Raw genomic sequence first — 20,972 nt, forward strand, 5'->3', positions numbered from 1 at the left:
CCGTCGTGCTGAAGGCGACACTCCGGAGTTTCCTCGCTCACAAGGGCCGGCTGCTGCTCTCGGCACTGGCCGTCGTCCTGTCCGTGGCGTTCGTCGCGGGCAGCCTGATCTTCTCGGACACCGTCAGCCGTACGTTCGACCGGCTCTTCGCGTCCACGTCGGCCGACGTGACCCTCGGCCCGAAGGACGACGATCTGCAGTCGCAGCTCCCCTCCGGGGCCGTCGAGACGGTGCCCACGAGCCTCGTGGACCGCATCCGGCAGGTCGAGGGGGCCGCTCTCGTCCGTCCGGACGTCTCCGTCGAGAACGTCACCGTCGTCGACCGCGACAACGAGTCGGTCGGTCCGACCACGGGCGCGCCCACCATCGCCGCGGACTGGTACGTCACCGACCGCAGCCCCGTGCGGCTGACCTCGGGGCGCGCGCCGCGCGGGCCCGGCGAGGCACTCCTCGACGCGGACACGGCCGACAAGAAGGACGTGGAAATCGGCGACCCGCTGACCGTGATCGCGCAGCCCGGCTCGTTCGAGGTGGAGGTCGTCGGCATCGCGACCTTCAGGACCACCAACCCGGGCGCCGCGCTCGTCTTCCTCGACCCGGCCGTCGCGCCGGACCGGCTGCTGGGCAGGGACGGGGTCGCCACCAGCATCCAGGTGGACGCGGCGCCGGGGGTGAGCGACGCGCAGCTGGAGCGGCGGATCGCCGCCGAGGTCGGCGCCGGGAGGTACGAGCTGGAGACCGCGGACGAGCAGGCCGAGACGGCCGCGTCCCAGCTCGGCGGTTTTCTCGACGTGATCAAGTACGTGATGCTCGGCTTCGCGGGCATCGCGGTGCTGGTCGGGGTCTTCCTGATCGTCAACACCTTCTCCATGCTGATCGCGCAGCGCACCCGCGAGCTGGGCCTCATGCGGGCGCTGGGCGCCGACCGGCGGCAGGTGCGCCGGTCCGTGCTCACGGAGGCGACCCTGCTCGGCCTGGTCGGCTCCACGCTGGGCCTGGCCGCGGGCATCGGGCTCGCGGTCGGGCTGATCGAGCTCATGGGCGTCTTCGGCATGAACCTGAAGTCCACGGAGATGGTCATCGGCTGGGGGACGCCGGTCGCGGCGTACGTCGTCGGGGTGGGCGTCACCTTCGTCGCCGCGTACCTCCCGGCCCGCCGGGCCGCCACGGTGTCGCCGATGGCCGCGCTCGCGGACGCCGAGATCGCCGGGGTGGGACGGCCGTTGCGGACCCGGGCGATCGTGGGATCGGTCGTCGGCGCGCTCGGTGCCGCCGCGCTCGTGGGCTGCGCGACGGCGACACGGACCTCGTCCGCCGCGTCCCTGCTGGGCCTCGGGGTCGTCCTCACCCTCGTCGCGACGGTGATCGCGGGACCCCTGCTGGTCCGTCCGGTGATCCGGGTCCTCGGCGGGTTCTTCCCCGCCGTGTTCGGGTCGGTCGGCCGGATGAGCCAGCGCAACGCCCTGCGCAACCCGCGCCGCACGGGCGCCACCGCGGCCGCTCTGATGGTGGGCCTCGCCCTGGTCGGCGGGATGTCCGTGGCGAGCGCGTCCATGACCAAGTCCTTCGACCAGCAGATCGACAAGACGCTGGGCGCCGACTTCGTGGTGCAGAACGCCAACTTCATGCCGTTCCCGCAGGAGATCACCGAGAACGTGGAGGACACGGACGGCGCCGGTCTCGTCGTACGGCAGCGGTTCGCGCCGGTCGCCGTACGGCTGCCGGACGGCGACCGCGTCGAGACGACCGCGGCCGGCTACGACCCGGAGCTCGACGACGTGGCGCGCGTCACCTACGCCGAGGGGGGCACGGCCGCCGCGCTCGCGGACGGGAACATCGCCATGGACATCGACTTCGCACGGGACCACGACGTGCGTCTGGGCTCCACGGTCCCCGTCGAGTTCCCCGGCGGACGCAGGGCCGAGCTGAAGGTCGCGGCGCTGACCGACGAGGACTCCGCGGAGGGCTTCGGGACGCAGGGCGGCCTCTTCCTCGGCTTCGCGACGGTCGAGAAGTACGTGCCGGGCGGCCAGGACTCCGCGCTCTACGTGAACGCGGCTCCGGGCGTCTCCGACGACACCCTGCGCTCCGGCCTCGACAGGACCCTCGACCCGTACCCGCAGGTGCAGGTGCGCGACCTGGCCGACTACAAGAAGCTGATCCACGACCAGATCGCCGTGCTGCTCTACCTGGTGTACGCCCTGCTGGGGCTCGCGATCGTCATCGCGGTGCTCGGCGTGGTCAACACGCTCGCCCTGTCCGTCGTGGAACGCACCCGCGAGATCGGGCTGCTGCGCGCGATCGGGCTCGCCCGGCGGCAGCTGCGGCGGATGATCCGGCTGGAGTCGGTGGTGATCGCCGTGTTCGGCGCGGTCCTCGGGCTGGTGCTCGGGCTGGTGTGGGGGGTGTGCGTGCAGCAGGTCCTCGCCCTGCAGGGGATGGAGGCGTTCGCGATCCCCTGGGGCACCCTCGTCGCGGTCGTCGTGGGCTCGGCCGTCGTCGGCATCGTGGCGGCGCTGCTGCCGGCCCTGCGCGCGTCACGTATGAACGTGCTCGCCGCCATCGCGCACGAGTGAGGCGACCGCCCCGCACGTGACATCACGTCAGGTCAGGTCGCGTCGCGTCGGCCGTGCTGGAGACATGTGAGGAGCGTTCGTGCCGCGTCCCTTCCGTTTCGGTGTCAGCCTGGTCACCCCCGCCCCCGCCGGTGAATGGCGGGCCAAGTGCCGCCGTGCGGAGGAGCTCGGCTACGACGTGATCCTGGTCGCCGACCACCTCGGCATGCCCGCCCCCTTCCCGTCGCTGGTGGCGGCCGCCGGGGCGACCGAGCGGCCGCGCCTGGGCACGTTCGTGCTGAACGCCGGGTTCTGGAATCCGGTGCTGCTGGCCCGCGAGGTCGCCACCACCGACGCGCTCACCGATGGCCGCCTCGAACTCGGGCTCGGTACCGGATACGTACAGGCGGAGCACGACGCGGCCGGCCTTTCGTACCGGTCGCCCGGCCGCCGCGTGGACCATCTGCTGCACACGGTCGAGGAGTTGCAGCGCCTGCTCGGCCCGGCGGACCGGCGGGTGCCGCTGCTCATCGGCGGCAACGGCGACCGGATGCTGCGGCTGACCGCCGAGCACGCCGACATCGCGGCCTTCACCGCGGCGCGCTCGGTACGGGGCAGCACCACCGGGACGCTGGAGCCGCTCACCGCCGAGGAGATCGACGGGCGGGTCGCGGCCTATCTGCGCCTGGCCGTCGACCGCCCTGAACCCGCGGAACTGAATCTGCTCGTCCAGCTCGTCGCCGTCACGGACGACCCGCGGGCCGCCGTCCGCCCCCTGCTCCCCCGCGTCCCGCATCTCACCGAGGAGCAGATCCTGGAGCTGCCGATCGTGCTGGTCGGTCCGGTGGAGCGGATCAGGGAGAAGGTGCGGGCGGTGCGAGAGCGGTACGGGTTCTCGTATCTGACGGTGCTGGAGCCGTACATGGAGGCGTTCGGGACGGTCATCGCGGGACTCCAGGACGAGTGACACGGGGACACGTCACTCCGTCCCGGCCCCCGGAACACTCCCGTCCCCTCGAAGCCGCTCGCCCCTCGAAGCAGCCCCTCCCGTCGAAGCCGCCCGTCCCCTCCGAGCCGTGCGGGTCGGTGTCCGGATCGTGGAATGTGGTGTCCACGCGCGGCGCCCGTGATGGGATCGGGGCCATGAGTGATCTGCGTATATGGGCCGCCGTGCCCGGCGACCGCGACACCGTCCTCGCCTTCTGGAGGACCGCCGCCGAGGGCACCAGCATCAGCGACGACCCGGACGGCGTGGAGCGGCTGATCGTCCGTGACCCCGAGGCCCTGATCCTCGCCGAGCGGGACGGGGAGCTCGTGGGTACGGTCGTCGCGGGCTTCGACGGCTGGCGCTGCCATCTGTACCGGCTCGCGGTGGATCCGGCGCGGCGCCGCCAGGGCATCGGTTCGGCGCTCCTCGCCGCGGCGGAGGAGCGGTTCGTACGGCTCGGCGGGCGCCGCGCGGACGCGATGGTGCTGCAACGCAACGAAACCGCCCACCATGCCTGGCGCGCGGCGGGGTACGCGCCGCAAGAGCACTGGCGGCGCTGGGTCAGGCCGCTGGTCGAGTGACCTCAGCCGGGGCGTCCCCGGGTCCTTCGCCCGCGAGGGACCCGGGACGCCCCCTAGGAAAGGTGTGAGCGGCCGACCATGGGCGAGCCCTCCGAAAGCCGACGGCACGGCGTCCCGCCGCGCCGGCACCGCGCGCTTCTCGCGCACCTGCCCGATCATGGGACGGAGGTGACCCGATGACCGAAGTGCTCCTCCTCGCCGTGGCGGTGCTGCTCTCGCTGGCCTGCGGCGCCTTCGTCGCGGCCGAGTTCTCGCTGACCACGGTCGAGCGCAGCGAGCTGGAACGGGCCGTCGAGCGCGGTGAGGTCGGCGCCGCGGGCGCCCTCAGAGCCGTCCGCAACCTCACGTTCCAGCTCTCCGGCGCGCAGCTCGGCATCACGGTGACCAACCTGGTGGTCGGCATGCTCGCCGAACCGTCCGTCGCCGCGCTCATCGCCGGCCCCCTCGAAGCGGCCGGGCTGCCGCACTCGGCGACCTCGTCGGTCGCACTGGTGATCGGTACGGCCCTGTCCACGGTCTTCCTGATGGTGGTCGGCGAGCTGGTGCCCAAGAACTGGGCGATCTCCTCGCCGCTCGCCGTGGCCAAGCGGGTGGCGACGCCGCAGCGCTGGTTCAGCGCGGTGTTCCGACCGTTCATCGCCCACCTCAACAACACCGCCAACCGGGTCGTACGCCGCTTCGGCGTCGAGCCCGCCGAGGAGCTGGCCTCCGCCCGGGGACCCCAGGAACTGGTCGCCCTCGCCCGGCACTCCGCGAAGCTGGGCGCCCTGGAGGCGGACACCGCCGAACTGTTCGTGCGCACCCTGAACCTCGCCGACCTCACCGCGGAGAACGTCATGACGCCGCGGGTCCAGGTCATCTCCCTCGACGTCCAGGCGACCTGCGAGGACGTGGCGAACGCGACACGGGCGACCGGTCTGTCGCGCTTCCCCGTCCACCGCGGCAACCTCGACTCGGTCGTCGGGGTGGCGCACATCAAGGACGTCATCGGCGTGCCCGCCGACCGCAGGGCCCGTACGGCCGTGTCGCAGGTGATGCGTGACCCGCTGCTCGTACCGGAGACGCTGACCGTCGACCGGCTCCTCGACCGGCTCTCCGGCAAGCGCACGATGGCCGTCGTCATCGACGAGTACGGCGGCACCGCCGGGGTCGCCACCCTGGAGGACATCGTCGAGGAGGTCGTCGGCGAGGTGCGCGACGAGCACGACCCGCACGAGACGCCTGACCTGGACACGGCAGGGACGGACGACGCGGGGCGCACGCTGTACTCGGCCGACGGCTCCCTGCGCACCGACCGGCTCGCCCGGGTCGGACTGCGCGCCCCCGACGGGCCGTACGAGACACTCGCGGGCCTCATCGCGACGGAGCTCGGACGCATCCCCGTCGAGGGGGACTCGGTCGAGGTCTCCGGATGGCGGCTGGACGTGGTGGACGCGACGGGCCGGCGGGCCGCGCGGGTGCTGATGCGCCCGCCGGGCGCCGGGGAGACACGGTCCGAAGAGGCCGGATCCGAAGGAGGGCGGGGCCGATGACCGCCGTACAACTGCTGATCGGCCTGGCGACCCTGGTCGTCAACGCCTTCTTCGTGGCGGCCGAGTTCGCGCTGATCTCCGTACGCCGAAGCCAGATCGAAGAGTCCATGGAGAGCGGGCGGACGGGCGACCGACGGGCGCGTGTCGTGCTGTGGGGCCTGGAACACGTGTCCGCGCTCATGGCGGCGGCGCAGCTCGGCATCACGCTGTGCACGCTGGTCCTCGGCGTGGTCGCCGAACCCGCGATCGCGCATCTGCTGGAGCCGCTGTTCCACGCGGTGGGACTGCCGTCCGGCACGGGTCACGCGATCTCGTTCGTGATCGCGCTCTCGCTCGCCACCTACCTGCACATGCTGCTCGGCGAGATGGTGCCGAAGAACATCGCGCTCGCCGAACCGGTACGGACGGCGCTGCTGCTCGGTCCGCCGCTGGTCGCCCTGTCGCGGGGGCTGCGACCGGTGATCTTCACGGTCAACGCGTTCGCCAACGGACTGCTGAAACTGCTGCGCGTCGAGGTCCGCGACGAGGTGTCGGCGACCTTCTCCGACACGGAGCTGGCCCGGCTCGTGAAGGACTCCAGCGAGGCGGGGCTGATCGACGACCGCGCCCAGGAGCGTCTGCACGACGCACTGGAACTGGGACGCCGTCCCGTGCGGGACGTGGTGATGCCGCTGGAACGCGTCGTCTACGCGCGCGTGGGCGTCACCCCCGAGCAGTTGGAGGCGCTGTCCGCCGAGTCCGGGTTCTCCCGCTTCCCCGTCGTGGACGACGGACTGCGCATCGTCGGTTACCTGCACGTCAAGGACGCCCTGGACGCGATGCCGCGCGACCTGCCGTTCGGGGTGCGGGACATGCGGTCCATCGCCCGGGTCCGGGAGAGCACGCCGCTCGACGACGTGCTGACCGCGATGCGGCGCAGCCGTACGCACCTGGCGGCGGTGCTCGGCACGGACGGGCGGCTGGCGGGCCTGGTGACGATGGAGGACGTACTGAGGGAGCTGTTCGGCCAGCCGGTCTGAGCAGACCGGTGGGTATGTGCACGCGCTATCATTCCTCCGCGATGCAGACGAATGCCACTTACACCAGCCTTGTCGCGGTCGGCGACTCCTTCACCGAGGGCATGTCGGACCGCCTTCCCGACGGTACGTACCGGGGCTGGGCGGATCTCCTCGCGGCCCGGATGGCCGCGCAGACGCCCGGCTTCCGGTACGCCAACCTCGCGGTGCGCGGCAAGCTCATCGGCCAGATCGTCGCCGAGCAGGTGGACGTGGCGGTGACGATGCAGCCCGACGTGATCACGCTGGTCGGCGGCCTCAACGACACGCTGCGGCCCAAGTGCGACATGGTGCGCGTGAAGGGTCTCCTGGAGGAGGCCGTGGAGCGGCTGGCGCCGGCCTGCAAGCAGCTCGTCCTGATGCGCAGTCCCGGCCGTCAGGGCCCGGTCCTGGAGCGGTTCCGCCCCCGCATGGAGGAACTGTTCGTCTGCATCGACGATCTCGCGTCCCGCCACGGCGCGCTCGTGGTCGACCTCTACGGAGCGCGGTCCCTCGGCGACCCCCGCATGTGGGACGTGGACCGGCTGCATCTGACGGGCGAGGGACACCGCCGGGTCGCCGAAGCGGTGTGGCAGGCGCTCGGGCACGCGGCGGAGGACGCCGAGTGGCACACGCCGATGGCGCCCTCCGCGCCGCCCGGCTGGGTCGCCCGCAGGGCCGCCGACGCCCGCTTCGCCCGCCAGTACCTATTGCCGTGGATCGGCCGCCGGCTGACCGGCCGCTCGTCCGGCGACGGCCGCCCGCCCAAGCGCCCCCAACTGCTGCCTTACGAGGAGTACAGGGGGTCGGTGGAGTAGCGGCGGTCGGTGGAGTGGCGGCGGTCGGTGGAGTGGCGCGAGAGCCCGCGGCGCGCTGGTACGGAGGGCTCGGCGCACGCGGCGTGCTTGCACTCGGCGCCCGCCCGGAGCGGGCCCGGCGGGACCTGGCCCCCGTCGGTCGGCGCCTCGTGGGTTCCGACCAACGGGACCGTGGCAGTGGCCTGCAGGAACCGCCAGTAGAATCCGTTTACGTGACTGCGTCCGCAAAGCCCCGTATCCCGAACGTCCTCGCCGGCCGTTACGCCTCGGCCGAGCTCGCCACCCTGTGGTCCCCCGAGCAGAAGGTGAAGCTGGAGCGTCAGCTGTGGCTCGCCGTGCTGCGGGCCCAGAAGGACCTCGGGATCGAGGTGCCCGACGCCGCCCTCGCCGACTACGAGCGGGTCCTCGACCAGGTCGACCTGGCCTCGATCGCCGAGCGCGAGAAGGTCACCCGCCATGACGTGAAGGCGCGGATCGAGGAGTTCAACGACCTCGCCGGGCACGAGCACGTCCACAAGGGCATGACGTCCCGCGACCTCACCGAGAACGTGGAGCAGCTGCAGATCCGGCTCTCCCTGGAGCTGGTGCGTGACCGCACGGTCGCCGTCCTCGCACGCCTGGGCAAGCTCGCGGGCGAGTACGGCGAGCTGGTCATGGCGGGCCGCTCGCACAACGTGGCGGCGCAGGCGACCACCCTCGGCAAGCGGTTCGCGACCGCCGCCGACGAACTCCTCGTCGCGCACGGCCGGGTCGAGGAGCTCCTCGGCCGCTATCCGCTGCGCGGCATCAAGGGCCCGGTGGGCACGGCGCAGGACATGCTCGACCTGCTGGGCGGGGACGCAGGGAAGCTCGCCGACCTGGAACGGCGGATCGCCGGGCACCTCGGTTTCTCGCAGGCGTTCACCTCGGTGGGCCAGGTCTATCCGCGCTCGCTGGACTACGAGGTCGTGACCGCGCTGGTGCAGCTGGCCGCCGCCCCCTCGTCCACCGCCAAGACCATCCGGCTGATGGCCGGGCACGAGCTGGTGACCGAGGGCTTCAAGCCGGGCCAGGTCGGTTCCTCGGCGATGCCGCACAAGATGAACACCCGCTCCTGCGAGCGCGTCAACGGCCTGATGGTGATCCTGCGCGGATACGCCTCGATGACGGGCGAGCTGGCGGGCGACCAGTGGAACGAGGGCGACGTGTCCTGCTCGGTGGTGCGCCGGGTCGCGCTGCCGGACGCGTTCTTCGCCCTCGACGGCCTGCTGGAGACCTTCCTCACCGTCCTCGACGAGTTCGGCGCCTTCCCGGCGGTCGTCGCGCGTGAACTCGACCGCTACCTGCCGTTCCTCGCGACGACGAAGGTCCTGATGGGCGCGGTGCGCGCGGGTGTCGGCCGGGAGGTCGCGCACGAGGCCATCAAGGAGAACGCCGTCGCCTCCGCCCTCGCCATGCGCGAGCAGGGCGCCGAGCGCAACGAACTGCTGGACAAGCTCGCCGCGGACGAACGCCTCCCGCTGGACCGCGCGCAGCTCGACGCGCTGATGGCCGACAAGCTGTCCTTCACGGGCGCGGCGGCCGACCAGGTGGCGGCGGTCGTCGCCCGCGTCGAGGAGATCGTGAAGCAGCACCCGGAGGCCGCGGGTTACACGCCGGGGGCGATCCTCTGACCCGCCTGACGCCCGCGGAGCTGGAGGCCGCCCGCGACCGGATCGTGCCGGACATCGTCGCGGACGGTCTCCGGGTGCTGTTCTGCGGCATCAACCCCGGCCTGATGACCGCCGCGACGGGCCACCACTTCGCCCGCCCCGGCAACCGTTTCTGGCCGGTCCTGCACCTGTCCGGCTTCACCCCCAGGCTGCTGAAGCCCGCGGAACAGGAGGAGTTGCTGTCCTACGGGCTCGGCATCACCAATGTGGTGGCGCGGGCGAGTGCCCGGGCCGACGAGATCGGCGCGGACGAGTACCGGGAGGGCGGGCGGCTGCTGGCCGCCAAGGTGGAACGGCTGCGGCCGCGGTGGCTCGCGGTGGTGGGCGTGACCGCATACCGGGCCGCTTTCGACGACCGCAAGGCCGCGATCGGGCCGCAGGAGCGGACGTTCGGCTCGACGCGCGTGTGGGTGCTGCCCAACCCCAGCGGTCTGAACGCGCACTGGACGGCGGCGACGATGGCGGAGGAGTTCGGCCGGTTGCGGGCAGCCGCGCGGGACTGACCTGTCACGGCGGGGCCAGGTCGGTGACCAGGGCGAAGAGCTGGAACTCATGTCCCTCCGCCGGCTCGGAGACCCCCACGGCGACCCAGCGCCCGCTGCCGTCGGCCTCCCACAGGTCCACGTATCCCACATAGGCGCTGAGGTAGGCCCAGGGCTTCGGTATCCGCTCCTCCGGGTCCTGGGAGCGCAGGAACACACCGGCCAGGCTCTTCGCCTCCGCCTCGCCCCACCGCTCCCCCAGCCGTTGCGAGACGCTCTCCCTGTAGGCGGTGAACTGGTCCGCGGTCTCCTCCCGGCCGGCCTGGTCACCCGTACCGAAACCGCGCGTCGTCTCCAGCACCACCAGGTGGTAGCCGGGTCCTCCCGCGCCGACCTCCGACCAGCCGTGCGCCGCGGGGAAGTCGCGCACGCACAGCTCGTCGATCGTGGCGAGGTGTCGGTCAGTGGTCATGAAGTCCAGTAAAGCGGTCACCACTGACACTTGGCGGCCCGTCAGGGGACAACGGACGCCCGGGGTCACGCGTCCCGGCGGCGGATGCTCCATGTTCCGGCCATGAGCGCGGCCGCCGTCCACACCGCTGTCACCGCGAGCCCGGTCCACGGCCCGAGCAGGCCGTCCCACGTCCCGTGCAGCACCACCTGCCCCGCCCGGTCCGGCAGCAGGTCGGCGGCGTTCCCCGACATGTCGCCCACCACGAAGGAGACCAGCAGGAGGAAGGGGACGAGGATGCTCAGCGTGGCGACACCGCTGCGCAGCAGGGCGGCAAGACCGGCCGCGAACAGCGCCATCAGGGCCAGGTAGACGGCACAGCCCACGACCGCCCGCAGTCCTTCGCCCCAGCCCGGACCGTCGGCCCGGTCGCCGAGGACGGCCCTGCCCACCACCAGGCAGACGCACCCGGTGAGGAGGCCGACGGCCAGGGCGGGCGCGCCGATCGCCGCCGCCTTCGCCGCGAACCACCGTCCGCGGCGGGGCACCGCGGACAGGGAGAGCCGCAGGGCACCGCCCTGGAACTCGGACGCCATGGCCTGCGCGCCGAAGGTGATCGCCGCGATCTGCCCGAAGCTGACGCCGAAGAAGGCCGAGAACAGCGGGTCGAACTCGGGGTCCCCCGCACCGTCGAGCCCGGCGAGTGCGGAGAAGACCGCGGTGACGAGTACGACTGCGGCCAGCGTGCCGACGAGCGACCGCAGAGTACGGATCTTGAGCCACTCCGAGTGGAGCAGGGGTGCGAACGGCACGGTCAGACCTCCTGCGGGCGGGCCGGGGGATGCGGCTGGTCGGGGGGATGCGGTGGGTCCGGGAAGTGCGGCCGATTAGGGGGATGGGCGGCGAACTCGGTCTCCGTGGCCGTCAGATCGAGGTACGCCTGCTCCAGCGTGCCCTCCTGCGCCGCGAGTTCGAGGAGGGGAAGGCCCGCACCGGAGGCGAGGCGGCCGATGTCGTCCACGCGCGCGTGGTGCACGATCCACCGTTCCCCGCCCTCGTTCGCCACCTCGCGCTCCACCTTGTGGTAACCGTGCCGGGCGAGCAGCTCGCGCAGGGCCGCACCGTCCGTGGTGCGCACCCGTACCCGGGGGTCCACGCGCGCGTGGATGAACTCCCGCATCGCCATGTCGGCCAGGAGCCGGCCGCGCCCCAGCACGACGAGGTGGTCGGCGAACGACGCGGTCTCGTTCATCAGGTGGCTGGAGACGAGGACGGTGCGGCCCTCGCGCGCGAGCCGGCGCAGCAACTCCCTGATCCAGATGATCCCTTCGGGATCCAGCCCGTTCGACGGCTCGTCGAGCAGGACCACCTGCGGATCGCCCAGCATCGCCGCGGCGACGCCCAGGCGCTGCCGCATGCCCAGGGAGTACGTCCTGACGCGCCGTCGGGCGACGGAGGCGAGGCCCGCCTCCTCCAGGACCTCGTCCACCCGGCGCGGGGGAAGGCGGTTGCTCGCCGCGAGCACCCGCAGATGGTCCCGAGCGGTACGCGAGCCGTGCGCGGCCCGGGCGTCCAGCAGTGCGCCCACGTGACGCAGCGGCTCCTCCAGTGTCACGTAGGCGCGACCGCCGATGCCGGCGCTGCCGGACGTGGGCCGGTCGAGGCCGAGCACGAGCCGCATGGTGGTGGACTTGCCCGCGCCGTTGGGGCCGAGGAAGCCGGTGACCCGGCCCGGCTCGACACGGAAGGTGAGCCGGTCCACGGCACGGGCGGTGCCGTACTCCTTGGTGAGGTCCTGAACGTCGATGCTGGTCACGGCGTAAGACTCGCGGACCCCGGCGGGCTCGGGCCTCCCCCGCCCGGGGAGGGCCTCTCCCCCGTCCGGGGGAGGCTCGTTGTCGGTGCCGGCTGGCACGATGAGGTGATGGCCCGCCTGCTGCGCCCGCTGACCCGGGGGACGACGTACACCCGCTTCGTGCACCTGTGGGTTCCCATGCTGGCCGTCAGCGTGTGGCTGTTCATCGTCCCGTCGACGCCGTGGGCGCCCGCGCTGATGGTGCTCCCGCTGGGACTGCTCCCGGCCGTGCGGCGCGGCGAGGGCGTACAGGCGCAGTTCATGCTGACGCGGGACGCGCGGGACCCGGCGATCTCGGTCGCCCCGGCGGCCACCTGGCGTGACCGGCTGCGGACCGTGCTGTGGCTGGAGGCGCGCATGGTGTGCGGGTGGGCGGTGGTGGGGGCCACCGTCTGGCTGCCGGTGACCGCCGTGGACCTGGTCCGGATCTCGACCGGTCACGTACCGGACGACAATCCGTTCCTGCCGGTGTCGCACCCGCACTGGGCCTACGCGCTGCTCGCGCCGCTGCCGCTGATCGCCCTGTACGCGGTGGTCGTCGGACTCGGCGAGCTGATCACGGCCGTCGCGCGCGGCCTCCTCGGGCCGTCGGCGGCCGAGCGGGTCGCCGCGCTGGAGGAGCGCACCGAACAGCTGCTGGAGCGCACCCGCATCGCCCGCGAGCTGCACGACTCGATCGGCCACGCGCTGACGGTGGCCGTGGTGCAGGCGGGTGCCGCGCGCGCCGCGGGCGATCCCGTGTTCACCGACCGGGCGCTGCTCGCCATCGAGGACACCGGCCGGGCCGCGCTGGAGGACCTGGAGCGGGTGCTCGGTGTGCTGCGCGAGTCGCGGCGGCCCGCAAGCGGCCGGCCGACCCTGGTGGAGGCCGACCGGCTCATGGAGTCCGCGCGCGCCTCCGGGGCGAAGATCGACGCCGACCTGACGGGGCCTCTGGAGACCGTGCCCGGCCCGGTCTCCCGGGAGGGCTACCGCATCCTTCAGGAGTCACTCACCAATGTGCTGCGGCACGCGGGCTCGGTGCCGGTCCGCGTCCGTATCGCCGTCGAGAGCCGGACCCTCTCCCTGGAGGTGCGCAATCCGCTGACGGCGGGGACACCGGGACCGGGCCGGGGCAGCGGGCTGCGGGGCATCCGGGAGCGGGCCGCACTGCTCGGCGGCCGGGCACGCACCGGCCCGGACCACGGGGACTGGCAGGTGCACGTCGAGCTGCCGTTGCGCTGATCTACGCTGGTCCGATGCCGGTCACCGTTCTGCTCGTCGACGACGAACCCCTCGTACGGGCCGGACTGCGGGCCGTCCTGGAGGCGCAGCCCGACATCGAGGTCGTCGGTGAGGCGGCGGACGGCGCGGCGGTCATTCCGCTCGTGCGGCGGCTGCGGCCCGATGTCGTCGCGATGGACGTCCGTATGCCGTTGATGGACGGCATCGAGGCCACCCGCGCGGTGCTGCGGAGCGTCGACCGGCCGCCCAAGATCGTCGTCGTGACGACCTTCGAGAACGACGAGTACGTGTACGAGGCGCTGCGTGCCGGTGCCGACGGTTTCCTGCTGAAGCGGGCGCGCCCGGCCGAGATCGTGCACGCCGTGCGTCTGGTCGCCGAGGGCGAGTCCCTGCTGTTCCCCGCCTCGGTGCGGCAGTTGGCCGCCGAGTACGGGGACGGGGACGCGAACCCCGCGGCCCGGGCCGTGCTGGAGCGGGCGGCCCTGACCGAGCGCGAGGCGGAGGTGCTGCGGCTGATGGCACGGGGTCTGTCGAACGCGGAGATCGCCACGCGGCTGGTGGTCGGCACCGAGACGGTGAAGTCCCACGTCAGCGCCGTACTGGCGAAACTGGGCGCCCGGGACCGCACGCAGGCGGTGATCACGGCGTACGAGTCGGGGTTCGTGGCACCCGGCTGATTCCGGTTCGACGCCGCGTCGGTGGCCTGTCCGGGGCAAGCAGGTGATCCCCGGCACTCGCCGGGACCCGCCGCGCCGAGTACGATCCGGCCAACTGACACGCGCACGAGCTGGGAGGACGGACGTTGGGGCAGTTGACCGGCGGGGATCCCTCTCTGCTGCGGAGGATCAACTCCGCGGTGGTGCTGCACGCGCTGCGGGCCACGGACTTCGCGACACTCACCGAGATCACCCGGGTGACCGGGCTGTCCCGGCCGACCGTCGAGGGCGTCGTCGAGGGGCTCATCGACGGCGGGCTCGTCGTCGAGGCCGCCGCCGACGAGAGTGCCGCACGGCGCCAGGGGCGGCCCGCGCGGCGGTTCCGTTTCCGCGCGGAGGCGGGCCATCTGCTCGGTCTGCAGATCGGCCCGCACCGGGTGTCCGCCCTGCTGTCGGACCTGGACGGGCGGGTGCTCGGCTCCCTCGCGAAGGACGTCTGCGAGACGGCGTCGGCGGACGAACGGCTCGAACGGCTGCGTACGGCCGTCGCCGAACTGCTGCGCCGCGCCGGAGTCGCCCGCGGCTCCCTGCGTGCCGTCGGGGTGGCCACACCCGGCATCGTCGAGGCCGACGGCACGGTACGCCTCGGTACGGCACTGCCCCAGTGGACGGGCCTCGCACTGGGCGAACGGTTGCGCCGCTCCTTCAAGTGCCCGGTGCTCGTGGAGAACGACGCCAACGCGGCGGCGGTCGCCGAGCACTGGAAGGGCGCGGCCACCGAGTCCGACGACGTGGTGTTCGTGCTGGCGGGGCTGAGCCCCGGCGCCGGATCCCTCATCGGCGGGCGGCTGCACCGCGGCTACGGGGGCGCGGCCGGCGAGATCGGCGCGCTGCACCTGCTGGGCAGCGAGGTCACTCCGGAGACGCTGCTGTCCACGACCGACGAGCCGCTGCACCCGCTCGACGAGCAGGCGGTGGCGGAGGTCTTCACGCACGCGCGCGCCGGCGACGAACGGGCGCTGGCGGCCGTCGACCGCTTCATACAGCGTCTGGTGCACGACGTGGCCGCGCTCGTGCTGGCCCTCGACCCCGAGCTCGTCGTGATCGGCGGCTGGGCGGCGGGGCTGGACGGTGTCCTGGAGCCGCTGCGCAAGGAGTTGGCACGCTTCTGTCTGCGGCCGCCCCGGGTGACGCTGTCGCTCCTCGGTGAGGCCGCCGTGGCGACGGGTGCGCTGCGCCTGGCTCTCGATCACGTGGAGGAGCAGCTCTTCGCGGTGGAGGGCACGGTGACGGCCCGGCACTGAGCCGGCCCCGCCCGCCGGACAGGACACCATGCCCTGCGCCGCCGCACGGATCGCCGCCCCGCGCACCGCGCGGAACGTCGGGTCCCGCGCACCGCAAGCGTCCCGATCGCTGGCGCCCGGTTCGTACCGGGCCTGCGCGGCGCCGTCGTCGGGTCCCGCCGGCCGGACAGGAGCCGTGGCGCCCCGGAAGCCGGGGCACGACGTACCCGCAGGACGTGCGTGCAGGACGTACGCGCCGCGCGGGACGTACGCGCAATACGTACGCGCAGGGGTGGCGCCGGTCAGGAAGCGCGGCGCTCCGGGTCGTGGTGGATCTCCACCCCGCCGGAGTCGCCGAAGGTCAGCCGGCAGGTGTCGGCACGATAGGTGGCGACGGAGACCGCCGCGGTGCGTCCCTCGGCGAAGAAGCGGGTCGTGACGACGAGGACGGGCGCACCGGGAAGCCGGTCCAGCTCCTTCGCGTCGTCCGCACGCGCCGAGCCCAGCTCCACCGCGCGGTCCTCGCCCTCCAGGTCCAGGCGCTGGAGCTCGCGCAGCACCGCACGCGCGCGTGCCGTGCCGGACGGCGCGTCGATGCCGGACAGGTCCGGGACCGAGGAGGCGGGGATGTAGAGGAGTTCGGCGGCGACGGGCTGGCCGTGCGTCACCCGGGAGCGGCGCACGATGTGCACCCGCTCGTCGGGCCCGGTCTCCAGGACCTGGGCCACCGCCGAGGGCGGGACCGCGGTCGCGCAGTCCGCGGGCTGCCAGGCGTCACCGGCCGCGCCCGGCCACGTGTGCTGCTCGGATCCGACGGCCACGCCCACGCGCGGCGGCGCCACGGTCGTACCGACACCGCGGCGGCGCTGGAGCCGGCCTTCCAGTTCCAGCTGCTCCAGGGCCTGGCGGAGCGTGGCCCGCGCGACGCCGAACCGGGCCGCCAGCTCACGCTCGTTGGGGAGGATCTCACCCACCGAGAACTCGGAGTCCAGTGCTTCGCTGAGCACGGTCCTGAGGTGCCAGTACTTGGGCTCCGGCACTGCATCCAACTGCGTGGTCCCCACCGTGTCCTCCGCAATCGCCGTGTCCCGGCGGCTTTTAGCGCCCTTGTTTATTAAAGGTTCCTGCACTAACCCTGCGACCATATGGCCGCCCCCACCCTTGGTCAAGACCAATCCTCGATCCGTTACAGCCCGCACAGGCGTGTTGCCGCAGAGCGTTCATCCGGCGTTCGCGATACGCCCCATACGTGACACAACGGCGAGGCCCCCGTCTCCTGAACGGGGGCCTCGCCGGAGGGGTCCTGGTCGTTCGACCGTCAGTCGACGGCCAGGGACAGCAGCTTCTCGGGGTTGCGGATGACGTAGACACAGCTGATGCGGCCGCCGGAGACGTCCACCTGGAAGACGCTGTCGGGCTTGCCGCCGGACAGCATCAGGACCGCCGGACCGCCGTTGACCTCCAGGGTGTGGAACGACACGTCCGCCACGTCCGCCAGGCCCTTGCGCGTGGCGCCGTCGATGAAGCGGCCCACCTTGTCGGCGGACTCGATGACCCGCAGCGGCGCCTGGGCCAGGCCGCCGCTGTCGCCGACCAGACGCACGTCCGGGGCGAGCAGGGACATCAGCCCTTCGAGGTCGCCCTCCGTCGCCGCCGCGATGAACCGCTCGGTGAGCGCCCGCTGTTCGACGGGGTCGACCTCGTAGCGGGGCCGCTTCTCCTCGACGTGCCGGCGGGCCCGTCCGGCGAGCTGCCGCACCGCGGGCTCGCTGCGGTCGAGGGTGACCGCAATGTCCGCGTACGGGTACCCGAACGCCTCCCGGAGCACGAACACCGCGCGCTCCAGCGGTGAGAGGGACTCCAGGACGACGAGGACGGCCAGCGAGACCGTGTCGGCGAGGACGGCCCGCTCGGCCGTGTCGGCGACGGTGTCCCCGAAGTCGGTGACGTACGGCTCGGGCAACCAGGGCCCCACGTACGCCTCCTTGCGGGACTGCGCCTGCCGCAGCCGGTCGACGGCGAGCCGGGTGGTGATCCTCACCAGGTAGCCGCGCGGTTCTCGCACGTCGGAGCGGTCGCCGCCGGACCAGCGCAGCCACGCCTCCTGGACGACGTCCTCGGCGTCGGCCACCCGGCCGAGCATGCGGTAGGCGACGCCCATCAGAACGGGCCGGTGCTCTTCGAAGACCTCGGTCATGGTGTCGGTAGCCACGGACCCATCCCACCCCGGCATGTCAGGTCGTGTCCAGGCGATAGGAGGCCGTACGGCCCGCGCACGAGCCCGGCGGCGCAAAGGGCTACCCGTCGGTAGTAATTGCTGACAAGGTGTCTAGGAGTAACCGTCCCAGACGAGGAGCAGCCCATGGCCGCCACGGTCTCCTTCAGCGTCACCTCTCCGCACGGCCCGCGGACCGTCACCCTCGCGTACCGGCGCGTGGGCACCGGCGAGCCGCTCCTGCTGCTGCACGGCATAGGTCATCACCGGCAGGCGTGGGACCCGGTCGTCGGTCTCCTGGCGGCCGAGCGGGACGTGATCGCGGTGGACCTGCCCGGTTTTGGGGAGTCCCCCTCGCTGCCCGAGGGGCTCCCGCACGATCTGACCACGATGAACGCGGCGCTGACCGCGCTGTGCGCCACGCTGGAGCTGGACCGCCCGCACGTGGCGGGCAACTCCCTGGGCGGGCTGCTGGCCCTGGAACTGGGCCGCGAGAACCTCGTACGGTCCGTCACGGCGCTGTCGCCCGCCGGGTTCTGGTCGCCCGTCGAGCGGCGGTACGCGTTCGGGCTGCTGCAGGCGATGCGGCAGGCCGCGCGGTCCATGCCGCTCCCGGTGGTCGAGCGGCTGTCGCGGTCGGCGGCCGGGCGCGCGGTGCTGACGAGCAGCATCTACGCACGGCCGGCGCGCCGTTCACCCGGGGCGGTGGTCGCCGAGACCCTCGCGCTGGCCGGCGCCGAGGGATTCACCGAGACCCTCCGGGCGGGCACCGCGGTCCGGTTCACGGACGACATCCCCCAGCTGCCCGTCACGGTCGCCTGGGGCACCCGGGACCGGATCCTGGTACGCCGTCAGGGGATCCGCGCCAAGCAGGTCATTCCCCGGGCCCGGCTGGTGCGGCTGCCCGGCTGCGGACACGTCCCGATGAACGACGACCCCGCGCTGGTCGCGCGCGTCATCCTGGACGGCAGCCGCCGCACGTCGCTTCCCGCGGTGCAGCGCGCCTGATCCCAGGGCCACCCCGGCCCCCACCAGGGCGCTGCCCGCGGCCTGCGCCGGCCCGTAGGAGCCCGTTCCGACGAGCGGGGCGGTGCAGGCCGCGGCCACCGGGATGAGGCCGGAGAAGAGCGTCGCCCGCTCCGCGCCGATGCGCTGGATGCCCATGTACCAGCAGACGAAGCCGACGACCGTGACGACCGCCGCCTGCCACAGCAGTGCGGCCGTCTCGGTGCGGTCCGGGGTCCGCAGCCAGGCGCCGCCGTCCAGGACCAACCCCGCCACCGCCGACTCGGCCGCCGCGAGTCCGCACACCGTCGCGGAGAGCAGCCGCGGTCCGAGCGGCCGCAGGACGGGCACGGCGAGCACCGCGAAGCCGACCTCCCCGGCGAGCGCGCACACGGAGAAGGCGATCCCGGCTCCGTCGGTACGGCCCCAGCCCTGGACCGTGAAGGCGCCGCCGGCCACCAGCAACGCCCCGTGGAGGACGAGTTTCTGCGGCCGGCGGCCCTCCAGAAGGGGGACCAGGACGGCCACGACGACCGGGGCGCAGCCTACGAAGACACCCGGTATCGCGGGTTCCGCGGTGTGTTCGGCGGCGATCACCGCGAGGTTGAAGCCGACCATGCCGACGCCCGCGAGCAGCGCGAGACGGGTCCACTGGCGTCGCGTCAGCCTGCGCAGGGGCGCCGCACCGCCCCGCCCGACCAGCGGGAGAAGCAGCAGGCAGGCGAGGCCGTAGCGCAGGAACTGGCCGCCCGCGTACGGGTAGGCGCCGAGGACGCTGTTGGCGGTGAAGGAGGCGCCGACGAGGACGCCGGCGAAGGCCGCGAGCAGGGTCCCGCGGGTGTGGTCGGTCATGGGAGTGACGCTATGGAGCGCGGTGGCCCGGTTTAAGGTCCACTTCCATGACGTCATCGGGGACCAATCCGGACCCGCTCGCGGCGGCGGGCCGGGCCGGGGCCTGGGAGATGCTCCTGCCGGCCGCTTCGGCACCGCCGCGCGCGCGTGGCCGTGCGCTGCAGGCCGCACTGCGGGAGGCGGTCCGCACGGGCCGCCTCGCGCCGGGCACGCGGCTGCCGTCCAGCCGCGAACTCGCCGCCGATCTCGGGGTGTCCCGGGGACTGGTCACCGAGGCGTACGAGCAGCTGACCGCCGAGGGCTACCTCCGCAGCGACCGGGGCGCCGGGACGTGGGTCGGCGTGGCCGCCAGGGGCGCCCTCCCCCGCGCGCGGGACCTGGCTCCCCGCTCCCCCGGCGCGGCGGTGGACTTCCTGCCCGGTACGCCGGACCTGTCGCTGTTCCCGCGCGCCGCGTGGTCGGCCGCGCAGCGCGGGGTGCTCGCCGAACTGCCGCACCACGCGCTGGGTTACCCGGACCCACGCGGGCTGCCCCGGCTGCGTACCGCGCTCGCCGGGCTGCTGACCCGGCGCAGGGGGGTGGCGGCGGATCCGGAGCGGGTGGTGGTCGTCTCCGGGGTCGCCCAGGCGGCCACGCTGCTGGGGATCGTGCTGCACGCGCGCGGGGTGCGTGCCGTGGGCGTGGAGGATCCCGGCAGTCCCGAACACGAGGCCCTGTACGCGTCGGCCGGACTCGGCGCCGTGCCGCTGCCGCTGGACGGGGAGGGGCTGGACACCGGGGCGCTGCGCGCGTCGGGGGTACGGGTCGTCGTCACGACGCCCGCGCACCAGTTCCCGTCGGGGATCGCCTACTCCGCGCGGCGCCGCGCGGAACTCCTGGAGTGGGCGCGTGCCGTGGACGGGCTCGTCGTCGAGGACGACTACGACGGGGACTTCCGTTACGACCGGGCTCCGGTGGGTGCGCTCCAGGGACTCGATCCGGAGCACGTCGCGTACACGGGTTCCGTCAGCAAGTCCCTGGCACCCGGGCTGCGGCTCGGGTGGCTGCTGGTGCCGGCGTCGCTCGCCGAGGAGGTCGTCGCACGCAAACGCACGATGGACCTCGGCAATCCCGTCGTCGACCAGGCCGTGCTCGCGCGCCTCGTGGAGCGGGGCGACTACGACCGGCATCTGCGGCGCTGCGGGCGCGCGTACCGGGAGCGGCGTGACGTGCTGGTCGCGGCGCTGGCCGAGTACTTTCCCGGGACGCGGGTGTCCGGGGTCGCCGCCGGCCTGCACGCGATCGCCACGCTGCCCGGCCGTCACGGGCCGGCCGGCCGGTTCCTGGCCGCCACGGAGGCTGCCGGAATCGCCGTCCGCCCCCTCTCGTCCTACACGCGGACCCCGCCGCCGGACGACGTCGTCCGCCTTGTCCTGGGCTACGCCCACGTCTCCCCGACCCGCATCCGCGAGGGCATCCACACACTGGCCACAGCGACGTCCCCCACCTAGCCCACGGGCCCTTCAAGGGGCGCGGGAACTGCGCGAGCAACCGAAGACAACCCGCGCCCGCCGACCCGACAACCAGCCGAGTCTTCAGGGGCACGGGGAACGGCGCGACCAGCCCTCACCAACCAGCGCCCGCCGACCGAACCTCCGCCCGGTGCTCAGGGGCGCGGGGAACTGCGCGACCAGCCCCCACCAACCCGCACATACCGGCCGACGGTCACCACCCCGCCAAGCCCAGCGGAGCGAGTTGTTCACTTGCGGTT

At 73.1% G+C, this 20,972-nt stretch carries 18 protein-coding genes and 1 pseudogene; 13 read left to right on the forward strand and 6 right to left on the reverse strand.

Annotated elements, in window-relative coordinates; all coding sequences use genetic code 11:
• The first annotated feature begins 5 nt into the window (after window positions 1-5).
• The 8 genes from ACFYXC_RS25510 (at window position 6) to mug (ending at window position 9,702) form a co-directional block, all read left to right on the forward strand.
• Window positions 6-2,576, forward strand: a complete 2,571-nt coding sequence (locus ACFYXC_RS25510) for an ABC transporter permease (protein WP_389554172.1) — start codon at window positions 6-8, stop codon at window positions 2,574-2,576.
• A 79-nt stretch (window positions 2,577-2,655) separates the two neighbouring features.
• A complete protein-coding gene (locus ACFYXC_RS25515) occupies window positions 2,656-3,522 on the forward strand; it encodes an LLM class F420-dependent oxidoreductase (RefSeq protein WP_389554173.1) in 867 nt (288 codons plus the stop codon).
• A gap of 176 nt (window positions 3,523-3,698) precedes the next feature.
• On the forward strand, window positions 3,699-4,124 hold the full coding sequence (locus ACFYXC_RS25520; protein ID WP_389554174.1) for a GNAT family N-acetyltransferase: 426 nt from the start codon (window positions 3,699-3,701) through the stop codon (window positions 4,122-4,124).
• Window positions 4,125-4,300: 176 nt separating this feature from the next.
• On the forward strand, window positions 4,301-5,656 hold the full coding sequence (locus ACFYXC_RS25525; RefSeq protein ID WP_389554175.1) for a hemolysin family protein: 1,356 nt from the start codon (window positions 4,301-4,303) through the stop codon (window positions 5,654-5,656).
• Window positions 5,653-6,675 (forward strand): hemolysin family protein, encoded by a 1,023-nt coding sequence (locus ACFYXC_RS25530; protein WP_388921262.1) that lies wholly within the window; start codon window positions 5,653-5,655, stop codon window positions 6,673-6,675. Before ACFYXC_RS25525 ends, ACFYXC_RS25530 begins: the two co-directional genes overlap by 4 nt.
• A 41-nt stretch (window positions 6,676-6,716) precedes the next feature.
• Window positions 6,717-7,508 carry an SGNH/GDSL hydrolase family protein gene (locus ACFYXC_RS25535; RefSeq protein WP_389554176.1) on the forward strand — a complete coding sequence of 264 codons (792 nt, stop codon included), beginning with the start codon at window positions 6,717-6,719 and terminating at the stop codon, window positions 7,506-7,508.
• Window positions 7,509-7,720: 212 nt separating this feature from the next.
• Window positions 7,721-9,160 (forward strand): adenylosuccinate lyase, encoded by a 1,440-nt coding sequence (gene purB / locus ACFYXC_RS25540; RefSeq protein ID WP_389554177.1) that lies wholly within the window; start codon window positions 7,721-7,723, stop codon window positions 9,158-9,160.
• Window positions 9,157-9,702: a G/U mismatch-specific DNA glycosylase gene (gene mug, locus ACFYXC_RS25545; protein ID WP_389554262.1), complete on the forward strand. Its 546-nt coding sequence runs from the start codon at window positions 9,157-9,159 to the stop codon at window positions 9,700-9,702. The genes purB and mug overlap by 4 nt, the downstream gene beginning before the upstream one ends.
• Before the next feature lie 4 nt (window positions 9,703-9,706).
• Here the strand turns inward: mug and ACFYXC_RS25550 are convergent, their stop codons facing one another.
• The 3 genes from ACFYXC_RS25550 to ACFYXC_RS25560 form a co-directional block, all read right to left on the reverse strand.
• Window positions 9,707-10,153 (reverse strand): hypothetical protein, encoded by a 447-nt coding sequence (locus ACFYXC_RS25550; protein ID WP_389554178.1) that lies wholly within the window; start codon window positions 10,151-10,153, stop codon window positions 9,707-9,709.
• Window positions 10,154-10,218: 65 nt separating this feature from the next.
• Window positions 10,219-10,944 carry an ABC transporter permease subunit gene (locus ACFYXC_RS25555; protein ID WP_389554179.1) on the reverse strand — a complete coding sequence of 242 codons (726 nt, stop codon included), beginning with the start codon at window positions 10,942-10,944 and terminating at the stop codon, window positions 10,219-10,221.
• A gap of 2 nt (window positions 10,945-10,946) precedes the next feature.
• Window positions 10,947-11,948: an ATP-binding cassette domain-containing protein gene (locus ACFYXC_RS25560; RefSeq protein WP_389554180.1), complete on the reverse strand. Its 1,002-nt coding sequence runs from the start codon at window positions 11,946-11,948 to the stop codon at window positions 10,947-10,949.
• A gap of 108 nt (window positions 11,949-12,056) precedes the next feature.
• Here ACFYXC_RS25560 and ACFYXC_RS25565 point away from each other — a divergent pair, with 108 nt between their 5' ends.
• The 3 genes from ACFYXC_RS25565 (at window position 12,057) to ACFYXC_RS25575 (ending at window position 15,171) form a co-directional block, all read left to right on the forward strand.
• Window positions 12,057-13,211, forward strand: a complete 1,155-nt coding sequence (locus tag ACFYXC_RS25565; RefSeq protein WP_389554181.1) for a sensor histidine kinase — start codon at window positions 12,057-12,059, stop codon at window positions 13,209-13,211.
• A gap of 14 nt (window positions 13,212-13,225) precedes the next feature.
• Window positions 13,226-13,888 carry a response regulator gene (locus tag ACFYXC_RS25570; RefSeq protein ID WP_389554182.1) on the forward strand — a complete coding sequence of 221 codons (663 nt, stop codon included), beginning with the start codon at window positions 13,226-13,228 and terminating at the stop codon, window positions 13,886-13,888.
• A gap of 125 nt (window positions 13,889-14,013) precedes the next feature.
• The gene (locus ACFYXC_RS25575; protein ID WP_389554183.1) at window positions 14,014-15,171 is read left to right on the forward strand and encodes an ROK family transcriptional regulator; all 1,158 of its coding nucleotides are present in this window, start codon (window positions 14,014-14,016) and stop codon (window positions 15,169-15,171) included.
• A 281-nt stretch (window positions 15,172-15,452) separates the two neighbouring features.
• On the opposite strand, the gene ACFYXC_RS25580 is transcribed toward ACFYXC_RS25575, so the two are convergent.
• Window positions 15,453-16,214, reverse strand: coding sequence for a GntR family transcriptional regulator (locus ACFYXC_RS25580; protein WP_388920066.1), 762 nt, complete (start codon window positions 16,212-16,214; stop codon window positions 15,453-15,455).
• Window positions 16,215-16,468: 254 nt separating this feature from the next.
• Complete coding sequence (locus ACFYXC_RS25585; RefSeq protein WP_389554184.1) at window positions 16,469-17,362, reverse strand: RNA polymerase sigma-70 factor; 894 nt, start codon at window positions 17,360-17,362, stop codon at window positions 16,469-16,471.
• A 150-nt stretch (window positions 17,363-17,512) separates the two neighbouring features.
• Between ACFYXC_RS25585 and ACFYXC_RS25590 the strand changes: the two genes are divergently transcribed.
• Window positions 17,513-18,373 (forward strand): alpha/beta fold hydrolase, encoded by an 861-nt coding sequence (locus ACFYXC_RS25590; protein ID WP_389554185.1) that lies wholly within the window; start codon window positions 17,513-17,515, stop codon window positions 18,371-18,373.
• Window positions 18,374-18,388: 15 nt separating this feature from the next.
• Here ACFYXC_RS25590 and ACFYXC_RS25595 read toward each other — a convergent pair.
• A pseudogene (locus tag ACFYXC_RS25595) lies at window positions 18,389-19,279 on the reverse strand (DMT family transporter); the annotation flags it as partial.
• Between ACFYXC_RS25595 and ACFYXC_RS25600 the strand changes: the two are divergent.
• Entirely contained in the window at window positions 19,270-20,712 is a 1,443-nt protein-coding gene (locus tag ACFYXC_RS25600; protein WP_389554186.1) for a PLP-dependent aminotransferase family protein, read from the forward strand. The pseudogene ACFYXC_RS25595 and the gene ACFYXC_RS25600 overlap by 10 nt on opposite strands.
• Window positions 20,713-20,972 lie beyond the last annotated feature (260 nt).

Source organism: Streptomyces sp. NPDC002701 (assembly GCF_042889045.1).
GTDB lineage: Bacteria > Actinomycetota > Actinomycetes > Streptomycetales > Streptomycetaceae > Streptomyces.